This window comes from Litoreibacter sp. (assembly GCF_039974535.1).
In the GTDB taxonomy this organism is placed as follows: domain Bacteria; phylum Pseudomonadota; class Alphaproteobacteria; order Rhodobacterales; family Rhodobacteraceae; genus Litoreibacter.
Genome location: NZ_JBDWIU010000006.1, coordinates 64,728 through 75,980 on the forward strand (window position 1 = coordinate 64,728; position 11,253 = coordinate 75,980).

The 11,253-nt window shown below is 55.9% G+C and carries 11 protein-coding genes; 3 read left to right on the forward strand and 8 right to left on the reverse strand.

The window, feature by feature from the left end:
* Window positions 1-33 precede the first annotated feature (33 nt).
* Both ABJN86_RS04105 and ABJN86_RS04110 read left to right on the forward strand, forming a co-directional pair.
* Window positions 34-1,110 carry a DUF4172 domain-containing protein gene (locus ABJN86_RS04105; protein WP_348367898.1) on the forward strand — a complete coding sequence of 359 codons (1,077 nt, stop codon included), beginning with the start codon at window positions 34-36 and terminating at the stop codon, window positions 1,108-1,110.
* A gap of 81 nt (window positions 1,111-1,191) precedes the next feature.
* Window positions 1,192-2,136 carry a formylglycine-generating enzyme family protein gene (locus tag ABJN86_RS04110; protein ID WP_348367897.1) on the forward strand — a complete coding sequence of 315 codons (945 nt, stop codon included), beginning with the start codon at window positions 1,192-1,194 and terminating at the stop codon, window positions 2,134-2,136.
* Window positions 2,137-2,259: 123 nt separating this feature from the next.
* Here ABJN86_RS04110 and tssI read toward each other — a convergent pair whose 3' ends face one another.
* The 5 genes from tssI to tmpT form a co-directional block, all read right to left on the reverse strand.
* The gene (tssI, locus tag ABJN86_RS04115) at window positions 2,260-4,317 is read right to left on the reverse strand and encodes a type VI secretion system tip protein TssI/VgrG (RefSeq protein ID WP_348367896.1); all 2,058 of its coding nucleotides are present in this window, start codon (window positions 4,315-4,317) and stop codon (window positions 2,260-2,262) included.
* A 113-nt stretch (window positions 4,318-4,430) separates the two neighbouring features.
* Window positions 4,431-5,510 carry an SUMF1/EgtB/PvdO family nonheme iron enzyme gene (locus ABJN86_RS04120; RefSeq protein WP_348367895.1) on the reverse strand — a complete coding sequence of 360 codons (1,080 nt, stop codon included), beginning with the start codon at window positions 5,508-5,510 and terminating at the stop codon, window positions 4,431-4,433.
* Window positions 5,507-7,354, reverse strand: a complete 1,848-nt coding sequence (locus tag ABJN86_RS04125) for a hypothetical protein (RefSeq protein ID WP_348367894.1) — start codon at window positions 7,352-7,354, stop codon at window positions 5,507-5,509. The genes ABJN86_RS04120 and ABJN86_RS04125 overlap by 4 nt, the downstream gene beginning before the upstream one ends.
* Window positions 7,351-8,298: a DUF4123 domain-containing protein gene (locus ABJN86_RS04130; RefSeq protein ID WP_348367893.1), complete on the reverse strand. Its 948-nt coding sequence runs from the start codon at window positions 8,296-8,298 to the stop codon at window positions 7,351-7,353. The genes ABJN86_RS04125 and ABJN86_RS04130 overlap by 4 nt, the downstream gene beginning before the upstream one ends.
* A gap of 131 nt (window positions 8,299-8,429) precedes the next feature.
* Window positions 8,430-9,068, reverse strand: coding sequence for a thiopurine S-methyltransferase (gene tmpT / locus ABJN86_RS04135; protein WP_348367892.1), 639 nt, complete (start codon window positions 9,066-9,068; stop codon window positions 8,430-8,432).
* A 178-nt stretch (window positions 9,069-9,246) separates the two neighbouring features.
* Here tmpT and ABJN86_RS04140 point away from each other — a divergent pair, with 178 nt between their 5' ends.
* On the forward strand, window positions 9,247-10,152 hold the full coding sequence (locus ABJN86_RS04140; protein WP_348367891.1) for a ribokinase: 906 nt from the start codon (window positions 9,247-9,249) through the stop codon (window positions 10,150-10,152).
* Here ABJN86_RS04140 and ABJN86_RS04145 read toward each other — a convergent pair.
* The 3 genes from ABJN86_RS04145 to ABJN86_RS04155 form a co-directional block, all read right to left on the reverse strand.
* Entirely contained in the window at window positions 10,149-10,463 is a 315-nt protein-coding gene (locus ABJN86_RS04145) for a hypothetical protein (RefSeq protein WP_348367890.1), read from the reverse strand. The two genes, ABJN86_RS04140 and ABJN86_RS04145, sit on opposite strands and share 4 nt — an antisense overlap.
* On the reverse strand, window positions 10,460-10,834 hold the full coding sequence (locus ABJN86_RS04150) for a hypothetical protein (RefSeq protein ID WP_348367889.1): 375 nt from the start codon (window positions 10,832-10,834) through the stop codon (window positions 10,460-10,462). Before ABJN86_RS04150 ends, ABJN86_RS04145 begins: the two co-directional genes overlap by 4 nt.
* A 161-nt stretch (window positions 10,835-10,995) precedes the next feature.
* A partial coding sequence (locus ABJN86_RS04155) for a CoA-transferase (protein ID WP_348432038.1) occupies window positions 10,996-11,253 on the reverse strand: 258 nt, incomplete at its 5' end.

The following is an 11,253-nucleotide window of genomic DNA, read 5'->3' on the forward strand; positions in this document are numbered from 1 at the left end:
GTTTTTGATTTGATTAGCGGCTAGAAGCACCTCATGGCAGAAATCTGGTCCTCCCCCTATTGGCCGCGTTTTACCTTTGACGCGACCGCCTTAGCCCCCTTACTTGCCGCCGCATCAGAGGCGGTGGGAGAGGTGCGTGGCATGCACGCCGGCCTAACTGACGACGAGCGGGATGAGATCATCCTGCGAGAGTTCACCCGCGAGGCGGTGCACAGCTTTTCCATCGAAGGCGTGGAACTGGAGCCGTCTCAGATACAGGCGTCGATCGTGGCCAGCATGGCGAATAAGGCTCTAACACAGCCCAAACGCCGCGCCGATGATGTGGTTACAGTTATGCGTGATGCGCGCAGCGGAGCAGGGGGGCTGACGGCGGAGCGGCTGCAAGACTGGCATGCCACATTGTTTGCGAAAGCCGAAGTCGAGGACCTTGGCCAGTGGCGCAGCTTCGATATGGTCATCGCTAAAAGCAACATCGCGGGGCGCGAGAATGAGGTTCTCTATCGCGCTGTGCCCGCTTCGCGGGTAGCTTACGAGATGGAAGAATTCCTTAGTTGGTTAGCCACGGATGAAAGCCCACCTACGATCCGAGCCGCCATCGCTCATCTGTGGTTCGAGAGCATTCACCCCTTCAGTGACGGGAACGGACGCATCGGTCGGGCCTTAATAGAGTATGTTTTTGCCCAAACTGCGCTGCTACCATTTTCCCTGTCGCGCCAGATCGAGGCGGATAAGCAAGGCTACTACGACGCGCTGCAAGCGGGACGTCAGGAAGGCCAAGGGGGCATTGATGCCACGCCCTTCATCGGTTGGTTCCTAGAGGCGCTTCTGGCGGGCGTAGATGCGGCCCACGCTGAGGCGCGATTCCTTGCCGCCCGCAACCGCTTCTTCCTGCGCTTTGAGAGCGCTATGAGCGCGCGTCAGGGGGCGGTGCTTCGAAAGTGGTGGGCGTTGGGCCCTGAGAAGGTCTCAGAGGGCCTCACGGCGCGTTTATACGTCAAGCTAGGCTCTATTGCACCCGCAACCTCCACACGTGACCTGGTGGCGCTTGAGGAGGCTGGAGTGCTGGAAGGCGTGGGGGCAGGGCGCTCGAAGGTGTATTTGGCACAGTAGGTGGTTTGATCAAGCGCTGCCTAATGCTCGGTTAACACTCGTGATCACAAATTGATTTTAGATAGGTAAAGGATTCAATAAATGATGAAGTTGGTTGGTAAGGCTCTTCTTAGTGCAATTGCATGCGCGTTACTCGCGCTCCCTGCGTCGGCGGAGCCATATACCTTGCCAGATGGCACTGAAGTCGCAGCGCTGGATATCTTCCAAGAGTGCGACGTGTGCCCAGAAATGGTTGTCTTGCCCATGGGAGACTTCCTGTTTGGCGCGCCGATAGAGCAAACGCTAGATACGCCGCGTATTCTGAAGCTAAAGCCCGGTGAGAAACCCGGCAGGCCGCAAGAGGGGCCGGAGCACAAAGTCATCATCGATATCCCCATTGCTATGGGACGAAACGAAGTCACGCGCGAGGAGTGGTTGGCTTGTGTCGATGACGGTGGGTGCTCGCACACCGCAAGCCCAAAAATCACTCAGATGGGCGGATATATTTCGGCGGATAATCCGCGTCATCCAGTGATGGATGTCTCATACTTAGACGCCTTGGAATACGCGGCTTGGCTGAACGGAAAAGTCGGCGCGAACGTCTACCGCTTACCGATCGAGGCCGAGTGGGAATACGCCGCGCAATCTGGAACAAACACCAAGTTCGCCCAAGGTGACACTCTGACCACGGACCAAGCGAGGTTCCTTGTGTCCGTTAAGGTGAATGGTAAATGGGTAACCGTACCGAAGGGCGGCGGAATGCCCGTTTTGGTTGATGAGCTTGATGCAGCGAATGCATGGGGCTTGCGTCATATGTCTGGCAATGTTTTTGAGCGGACAATGTCGTGCAGTACGCAACGGCATTTGGGTTTAGAGACGTCACGAATTTATTTGGACGCATTTAACCAAGTGAAAGCTTGCGATCGCATCGTAAAGGGCGGCGCATATCCGGTTCATGTAGAATACGCGCGACCCGCAAGCCGCGGAGCCTCATCTGAGGGCGGACGCACCTCTATGATTGGGTTTCGTATCGTTAGAGAGCTTTAGGAGCTTGGTTAGATATGAAAACCAAAAGACCTGACTAAACCGATAGATGCTTTGGTTCAGTCAGGTCCAATTTGGAATTGTTGATTAGCTGCCTAGGCGCACCGCGAGTGCCTAGGCAGGTGATTATTCACCCTCTTTCGGGCATTCCTCGACCAGTGGCAGCGCCTTGTTGGCGGCACCGGATAATGTCGGCACCTGCGCGGAGCCAGAACCGCCCATGGAGACCATACCTTTGAGGTCGATCTTGGGCGCCTTCAGCTCGATGCCCGAAGGTCCGATTGTGATGGAGCCGCCGGGGCCTTTGATGGTGAATTTCTCGTAGGCCATCAACGTGTGCTTGCCGGTGTTGGTGGTGATGCTTTCAACGACATTGACCGTCATCTTGCCGCTGACTTCTTGCTCTACATTGCGGCCCACAGAGATCAGGTGATCCGCATAGATCGCCTGCTTGTGGATGTTGCCGACGTTGTGGACGTGGTCTTTGCCGTAGTTCTCGATCTGGTCGCGACCAACTTTGTAGTTCACGTCTTGACCAATGGTGTGGCGCGCGTCGCGGCCCACGGATTCGGTGTGATCTTGCCCGACCGAGATAGATTTGTCGCGGCCCACGGTTTCAAACTGGTCGTTGTCGACCCGTTTTTCACGGTTGTGCTCGATGTGGATCTCTTGATCTTTCTGACCGTGCATGTAGATCTTCTCGACGTCTTTTTCGTCCTCAAAGGTCAGCTCGTTGAAGCCGCTCCCTTGGTGGGTGTCGGTTTTGAACACGGATTTGGTTTTATTGGCTGGCAACGCATATGGGGCGTTGTTTTTGCCGTTGTAGACGCAGCCTGTGACCAGTGGCTGGTCAGGGTCGCCCTCAAGGAACTCAACCACGACTTCCATGCCGATGCGCGGAATGATCATGCCGCCCCAGCCCTTACCGGCCCAGTTTTGCGACACGCGGCAGCGCATGGAGAAGGCCTTGTCGCGGTCCCAGTGGAAATGGACCCAGATGCGGCCGTATTCGTCGCAATCAATCTCGCCTTCGCCTACCACTGTCGCGGTTTGGGGGCCGTGCACGATGGGGCGAGGGGTGACGCGTTCTGGCTCAAATGGCTCCGCCACTGGGGACATGATGTAGCTGGCCGTATAGGCGTAGCCGTCATCGCCGGAATCGCCTGATCCGTAAGCTTGTGAGCGGAAGGAGTAGTCGACGCGAATGCAGAGGAATTCCTCGTCCAAGATGCCGGGCACTTGTTGCCCGCCCACAGTCACGCGGCACCCCGCGTTCAGGGAGACGACATCGCCCACAACGGAGTGATAGTGGTCGTTGGAGCGTTCTTGCAGCGTGCGCAGGTTCACAACCTCGGAGCCGCGGCCACGGTCGAGGTAATCGCCCGGGTAATCGAAGCTTTCGATCTGCCCGTTGTCATATTGAGCGTCGCCGGTTTGCTCGGTCAGCATTTGGCTGACGGGTGTTTTGAAGTTGTAATCGGTCAAGGTGACCGCGCCTGTGGTGAGCAAGCGACGCGGTTGCCAGTGCCAGAAGTGCTCTTCCGGCGGGCGGTGTTGGCCATCGATGGGGTAGAATGGCACCGTCCCTTGGTCGACTTTCGGGAAGTCATCCATATTGTCGTTCAGGACCAGCTTGTGAGAGCCTTCCTCATGCACAAAATAGTAGTGAATGCCGAAGCGTTCCAATTGGCGGCATACGAAGGTGAAGTCGCTTTCGCGGTACTGAACCGTGTATTCCAGCTCTGGATAGGAGCGCGTCAGGTTGACCTCGTAAGTGGTGTCGCCATGGCCCATGTATTCGCCAAGCACCTTTTCCACGATGCTGACCACATCCATGTTGTGGAAGATGCGCTGGTTGCGGCGGCGAGTGGCCAGCCAAAACCAAGGGCGCAGCACCAATGTATAGGTGTTCCCGTTCTCTTGGACGCCAGTCCATTCGGCTTCGGTGACGACGCCATCAAAGTAGGATTTGTCACCAGTCATGGAGTCAAGTTCCACTGTGGCATGGGTACCAATTAGGCCATCGAAGTCGATATTTGCTTCGTGCGAGAGGGCCTCGACGTTGAATTCGAACAGGTCGTCAATGCTGCTATGCCCATCGAATCGCAAGAGAACCAAATGGTCCTTGCCAAGCGTGGTGTGGAGTTTTCCGACTTTATTGTCTTGGGAAAAAGGCTTGTTCATGAAAAAAGAACCCGACTAAATATGAAATAATTGGCGTGATGTTACTCCTGTCGCGGCGGTTTGCCAAGAAATGATGAGACGGCCGGTACATTAATGATGAGACGGCCGGTACATTAGCGGCGTTCCAACGGTTCAAAGGCTTTGGGGAAGTCGTCCGGCACGGGTCCAGGTGCGCGCCCAAAGCCAGAGGTTTCGGGTGCGTCTGCGAGGTTCACGACACAGCGAAGCCCAACGGCTTGGTCATCGTAGATTACGTCCAGATCAGGCTCAAAAAATGGAGCTCTTCTAGGGGACAACTGCATCATACGCTCGCGGGTGTAAGGGCCTGCGGCACCGTACATATACACAGAGTTCAATGAAGCCTGAGACCTGTGGCTGGCCCCACGCCAAACGCGGCGGTGCCGCTGCGCGGGATCACCTTCAAAGCCCTTTTCAAATTTGGCACCAGTTTCGGGGTCGGCCCAGCTGTCCAAAACCCATTCAGAGACATTGGAACTCATCGCATGAAGCCCGAAGGGGTTAGGCGGGTAGGCATCGGGCAAATGGGTCGTATGGGGCTGGTCGTCCAATGTCGCACGGTACAGTTCCGCCAGATAGTCGTAGGTGCCATCTTGCGTTGCATAGGCCACGTCATGCCCACCTGAGCGCGCTGCGTATTCCCATTGCTCTTCGGTAGGCAGATTAAAGGGTTGCTCCGTGATGTCGGAAAGCCAACCACAAAAGCCAACAGCCTGATGGTAGGCTATTGTGGCTGGATAAGGGCCTTGCCTTTGGTGGCCTTGGTCGAAATCCGGGCGCAAGGGGAGATCATTTACCGCTGCGTATAGATCAAAATCGTAATTGGTTACCTCAAAGCGGGAGATGTAATAGCTATCGATATCGATAGGGGCACGGTCTGCTTCTACGACGGGACCGTAGATCAGTTCATTGCGGACCTCGCCGTCAAGGATGACAGGCACGGGGACATTGCCAAACTTGAAGCTGCCACCTGGAATATGGACCATATCGCCAAGCACTCTTTGGCGCAGTTCCTCGATGTTCTTTTTTGATGCGCGCGGCGCGGAGTAGCCCTTTAAGCCGTCGCCACCAAAGAATTTTTCTACGTCAATCATTCCATCCGAATCCATTGCCCAAGTTACTGCTACAGCTGCTGCGACGACGCCCGATATAGCGCCCCAAACCCACGTCTTCATGCGTAATACCGAGTGGGCGTATCAGGTGCGATTTCACGCTGACTTTCAATTTCCAGCACCTTTGCGTTGAACCTTGTCTGAGAGCCAAAGTCTAGCACGCCGTTTAACCTTGCCATGCCCGCAGCTTTGCCTGTTTTGGTGCCGGTTTGGCTAACACGTTCGATAACTTGTTCCCATTCGCGGCGGGATTGAATCGTATCCATGACAACTAGAATTGCCCCTTCTTGGTATTCTTCACGGGAGTTCCAGAATGTTTCTGACAGGCGATACAGGACCATTCCCTTGGTTTCTGGAGGGCCAAAGGTCAAAATGTCTGGGCGGGCTTGAATTCGGCGTGCGAAGTCCTCGGCCGCTTGCGCATCTGCGAACATCTGGACCACAGCTTCTTGTGCGTCGCGTATAGCGTCGCCAATATTCGAGGCGAGGCGTGCAGGCGCTAGAAGTACATAGAGCGCGAGGTCTCGGATGGCTTCGAAGGCCAATGGGGCAATGAAGTCCAACTTGGAGAAATTATTAGCGGACAATTGATGCCAAATATACATGATGAAATCTGCGATTGTATTCAGCCCAAGAGCCGCAGTGATGCCGCCTTTCGCACCAACACCGATGACCAGTTGTGCGCCACCACGGACATAAATTTTGCCCGTTGGTTGGAAATACTCGATGTTGAATTCACCGGATATACCGATGCCAGCGTTCGCGCCGATAGTGACGCCGACCTCAAAGACCGTAGCCCAACCAAGATTGCCGGAGGAGCGGCGTTTTTCGGGATTGTCCCACTCCAGCCCGCCTTTAATCTCGGCGGAAGCCTCGACGCCTGCAAAAGCACCGGCAGCGACCCCGCCTTTGCCGTTGGCATCCGAGCCACGTCCCATGACGGTGCCGTCGGCTTCGGGTTTATACTCAATCCCCACATTCCCCATGATCGAAGCACCAACCATAGCGTCGGCACTGAATTGGGCCTTGAAGCGGAAATAGCCGAAGTCCAACTGGCTTTGCGCAGCCGTTGAGGTTGCGTTGTTGGAGGCATTGCTCGCGTCCGCCAAATCCAGCAATGCATGCCAGCCGTCGCGGTCGGGTAGGAACCCTGTGAGTTCGGCTTTGGCCTCGGCAAGGTTTGCGCGCGCGTTGCCGCCAAGGCTTAGGCCATAGCTGTTGTCCGCGGGGTTGTGGCCAAGGTTCAGCTTGAACCCTGCATAGCCGCGCATCAGCTGCGCACCAGCAGACAGATCGTAGTTATCGCCCGAAGTAGACACCATCAGGCTGTTGTTGACCCCATCAACCCAAGACGTGAAGCTGTTATCCCAAATATCGCTGAGGGAGCCGGAGACATTGCCCTGAATAAGCGTACCTTCCGCCGCGACACCCGCACTAAGATCATCGCTGAGCTGCTGGCGGACGCCGCTCATGGCTTCCATAATTGCGGCTCGATCTAGTTGCTTGGGATCGGCGCGGGAGCCGATCTGCCTCGGTTCTAGAAGCTGGGGGCGGACCTGATATCTGCGTAAGTGATTGCGCATTTTGTCGGAGCGAATGTAGTTATATTTCCGGCTGCGAACGTTGAAGACTTGCACAACATGCTTGGACGACAGCGCGCCGGTTGGATCGATGTAATCCTTGATCATATTCGCCAAGGCATCGTGCGGATCCCCTGCCTCAGTGGGTGTTGGCACGGCGTCCTGAAGCGCGTCGAAGGCGGCCTCCATTTGATCCATTTCGGTGCGCAACTCGGCCAGAGCGGTGTCCCCGCCAAACAACAATACAACGCTGCTGCCAACAGCCGGGTCGCCACAAGACGGCACATAAAAGATTTCGATTTCGCCGCAATCCATGCAGATGCTCATGCGTTACTCTCCTCTAGCCCAAAATGCTGGCGGGCTTTGTACAAAATAAAACCCATCGAATACTTGCCGCTGGCGATCGTCTGCCAAAAGTTCGAATGCTCGTTGGGGTCGATCCGCTTAAGAAAGCTAAAGGCGTTCAGCAAATCAGTTTCGTTGTCAAAATTGTGGGTTTGGAGCCGCACGGCTGTATCGACGAAAGCGGCGTGGTCGTCCTCCGGGATGTCACGTTCCACGCAAATTTTGCGTGCATAGCGATTAAAGCTCACCAGCTTCATGGCCCGCCACTTTTGCCGCGTGAGGATCATACGCTCTGGGTCGGCATCTAAGCCGGCATCGGCGGTGATAATTTTTGCGGCCCAAGCATCTGGGTGGGGCTGCTCAATGGCAACGAGTGAGTGCAAGGGCACGAAAAGGCCCGCGATCTCTCCGGCAGTGGCTTGGCCCAAGATTGCAGCAAGGAAATCCGGCTCAAAGAAGCGAAGAAAGAACGTGTCGCCGTGGTCATCAACCAGTTTGGTGTATTTGCGGAAATGCGACCGCAAGGTTTCCAATGACTGGTCGGAGCGGATGAAAATGCCGATTTGACGGCGCCAAAAATGCCAGGGCGCATCCGTGTCGAGGCTGTCAGTGGCGGTCATCAGATCGCGCAGCATCCGGCAGTCGGGTTTGAGCTCCACCAACCAAGGGGATAAGTCCCCGATGTTTTCCATGGCCTCGCCGGAATATAGGCAGGTGTGGCTCAACCCTTGGTCTTCGAGCATTTCAATCAATCCCGTCGCCTGCGCGGCATCGAGAATAGCGTAGAGACGGGTTTGATCGGCATCAGTTCCATAGTCGCCGAGCATCGCTGGCAACAACTGCGGAGGGACGGTGTCGGTTGACCCCAACTCAGGGGCGAGGGGGATCAAGTCTGTGACAGTGTCAATGACAAGCGGACGGGACATGTATGTATTTCGACAGAAGTTCTAAAAATTAATGCTCAGACCATAAGGCGAAACCTTGTGGTATGGGAAGCTTAAATGCGTGATCAATGGCTTATGTGAATGGTTTGGCGGTGCAGTCCCGATGGTTGGTGTTACGGCGGCGGGGTAAGATGCCAGACCTCCTCAGTGGCTGGCTGGCCCTTCATTCCGCCGTTTAGGGTCTCATGTGCGAGGCGCGTTAATGTGTAGTGGGAGCTGTAGAGCGCGCGAACCATTTCCTCGGGGACGGAGAACGGCGGGCCGTCGAGTTTGGTTTGGTCATATTGAAACGTGAGGAGGAGCTGCGTTGCAGCCTTAGTAATTCCAACCAAATGGTTCCCGTAATTTTGGCGCATTTCGTCGGGCAAGGCGACTAAGGCGGCGCGGTCATAGATTGCATCAATATGGCCTATCTGACCGGCGGTCAGACAGAAAATATCACCTACGTAAATGTCGATGTGATCCGCGCTGAGGTGAGTGAGATCGTTTACCTGTTGGCGGCTTGGCTCGACGCCTAGGGTCTCAAAGAGCTGGTCAACAGCAATGGCGCTGAGTTCCGCGCCAATCACATGATAGCCTTGGGCTAGCAGCCATGCGATGTCATGGGTCTTGCCGCATAGTGGCAAGAAAATGCGCGCCCCTTTGGGCAGGTTTAGAGCCTTAATATACTTTACCAAGAATTTGTTGGGCTTGCCCTCGTGAAAAGCGGTGCGTCCGGTTTCCCATCGATCATGCCAAAAATTAGCGTCCATAAGATTAGGTCCTTTGCAAGAAGGCCTGACCGCAGTCCGAGCCTTCTTGGGGTAACATGCCGCGGTCACCAATGGTGGTTTTGATGGACATCGGGCAATCCCCCAGTTCATGGTTTGATTTGCGCGTAGGCTATGCTGACTACGACAAGTGTAAAGCTGAAACTTGCAGGAGGACGGCATGGGTAAAGTAGCGGTTTTGGGGATTTTTGTGGCTGATGCCGCATTTCGTGCGGATCGGATGCCTGTGATGGGGGAGACGATACTTGGCAACTCCTTCGCGCTTGGACCGGGTGGAAAAGGCTCTAATCAGGCGGTAGCGGCGGGCCGGATGGGGGCGGAGGTGTCATTCATCTCGGCGCTTGGGGCTGATGCATTTGCCCAAATGGCCCACGATATGTGGGTGCAGGCTGGTGTGACGCCCGTGATCCGCGAGATTGCGCAGAGCTACACGGGAGCCGCGTTCATTTATGTGGATGAGGCGAGCGGGGACAATGCGATCATCGTGTCCCCCGGCGCGGCGAGCTTGATCGGGACGCAAGACATTGTGCGTGCACGCGACGAGATTGAAAGCGCGGATGTCTTCTTGACCCAGCTGGAGCAACCTATGGAGGCGGCAATCGCAGGACTGCGCGTGGCGCGAGACGCTGGCGTGACCACGGTATTGAACCCGGCCCCCGCCGCCGACCTACCTGCGGAGATGCTTGCACTATGCGATTACATCACCCCGAACGAGACGGAAACCGAGGCGATCACGGGGGTTGCCGTTACCGACATGAACAGCGCTGAGAAGGCGTCAGGGGTTCTGAGGGAGATGGGCGTTGGGGTGCCTATTATCACCATGGGCGAGCAGGGCGTGTATTTGGATGGGCATGGAATGGTGCCAGCAATTAACGCTGGCAAAGTGATCGAGACCACAGGGGCAGGGGATGCGTTCAACGGCGGGTTTGCAAGCGCGTTGGCGCGGGGGCTTCCTGCTTTGGAGGCCGCGAAATTTGGATGTGTTGTAGCGGGAATTTCTGTGACCCGTGGGGGGGCTGCGGCCTCAATGCCCACGCGCCCTGAGGTTGATGCTTTGCTGGCCTAATAGAGAACGCTTTGCGAGGATCGCTGCTTTAATGCCTCAAGCCGGTTGGGGTTCATCGGTATGGATCTGTCCTGCGCGGGCACAAAATTAGGGAACACCGAGCTGAGGAACTCGAGCCTGACGGTTATCAGTTCTGCACTGACTTTGTTCGCAAATGTTGGTTTCTGGTAGCTGTGCCCGACAGGGGTGGGCAGCAGACCTTCATCGACCAACGCGCGGTCGCGTTCATTCACGCGGGCGATGGCGATGGCGATGAACAAGCAAGATATGAAGATCGAGACGCGGCCTAGAATCCGCAAGAGATGTTTCATGGACCTGTGAACCCCAATTTTGAGGTGAAATCTGTCCAGAATTCTGTTTCGCGTAGGACGGCTTCTACACTTCCTGGTGCAGGGGCGCGAGCAGCGGCGGTTCGTGCATGCAGCCCTGCAAGATCGTTGGATTGCTCAGGCTCCTTGCCGGTGTAATTCGCCCAAGCCAGCTTTATGCTATCCAAAACACTGGGCTCACCGGTTCCCAATCGGGACACCTCGCGGCCCTTGCTGTTTAGGAACTGTGCCGACGGGGTGGCGTTCGCGGTGGCGGGGGCAGACATTGTGCGGTGATAGGAGTGGCCGATCATGACAAATGCGCCAAGCATCAAGCCGATGCCAAGAATGCGAATGATTTTGAAAATGACCATTGTTTTGCTCTGTTTTCGCTAAAATACAGTGCAAGTATTCCAAAGGACTGTGGCCAGATCGTGGCCAGTGTGCGGATAGTTTGAGGATTGAGCCGCACTTTTCGCCCGAAGGCGTGCCCCTCTCCCAAGTGGCGTTCAACCATTGGGAAAGGGGAGGAATTTTATCCGACGATGGCGGCCTCGGTGGCGGCGCGCAATTCATCCTCGGTCACGCCTTCAGCGCATTCGACGATTTTCAAGCCACCTTCGACCACGTCCAAGACACCAAGGTTGGTGATGATGCGGTCCACAACTTTCTGGCCCGTCAATGGCAGCGTGCAGGCCTTCAAAAGTTTGCTGTCACCGTGTTTGTTGGTGTGGTCCATGACCACAACAACACGGCCCACACCTGCGACCAGATCCATCGCGCCGCCCATGCC

What these genes read in the sequence shown, in the direction of transcription:
- ABJN86_RS04125 (WP_348367894.1), bottom strand. Translation starts at nt 7,354, where the DNA reads ATGAGCATCTGCATGGATTGCGGCGAAATCGAAATCTTTTATGTGCCG.
- ABJN86_RS04110 (WP_348367897.1), top strand. Translation starts at nt 1,192, where the DNA reads ATGATGAAGTTGGTTGGTAAGGCTCTTCTTAGTGCAATTGCATGCGCG.
- ABJN86_RS04150 (WP_348367889.1), bottom strand. Translation starts at nt 10,834, where the DNA reads ATGGTCATTTTCAAAATCATTCGCATTCTTGGCATCGGCTTGATGCTT.
- tmpT (WP_348367892.1), bottom strand. Translation starts at nt 9,068, where the DNA reads ATGGACGCTAATTTTTGGCATGATCGATGGGAAACCGGACGCACCGCT.
- ABJN86_RS04130 (WP_348367893.1), bottom strand. Translation starts at nt 8,298, where the DNA reads ATGTCCCGTCCGCTTGTCATTGACACTGTCACAGACTTGATCCCCCTC.
- ABJN86_RS04105 (WP_348367898.1), top strand. Translation starts at nt 34, where the DNA reads ATGGCAGAAATCTGGTCCTCCCCCTATTGGCCGCGTTTTACCTTTGAC.
- tssI (WP_348367896.1), bottom strand. Translation starts at nt 4,317, where the DNA reads ATGAACAAGCCTTTTTCCCAAGACAATAAAGTCGGAAAACTCCACACC.
- ABJN86_RS04140 (WP_348367891.1), top strand. Translation starts at nt 9,247, where the DNA reads ATGGGTAAAGTAGCGGTTTTGGGGATTTTTGTGGCTGATGCCGCATTT.
- ABJN86_RS04145 (WP_348367890.1), bottom strand. Translation starts at nt 10,463, where the DNA reads ATGAAACATCTCTTGCGGATTCTAGGCCGCGTCTCGATCTTCATATCT.
- ABJN86_RS04120 (WP_348367895.1), bottom strand. Translation starts at nt 5,510, where the DNA reads ATGAAGACGTGGGTTTGGGGCGCTATATCGGGCGTCGTCGCAGCAGCT.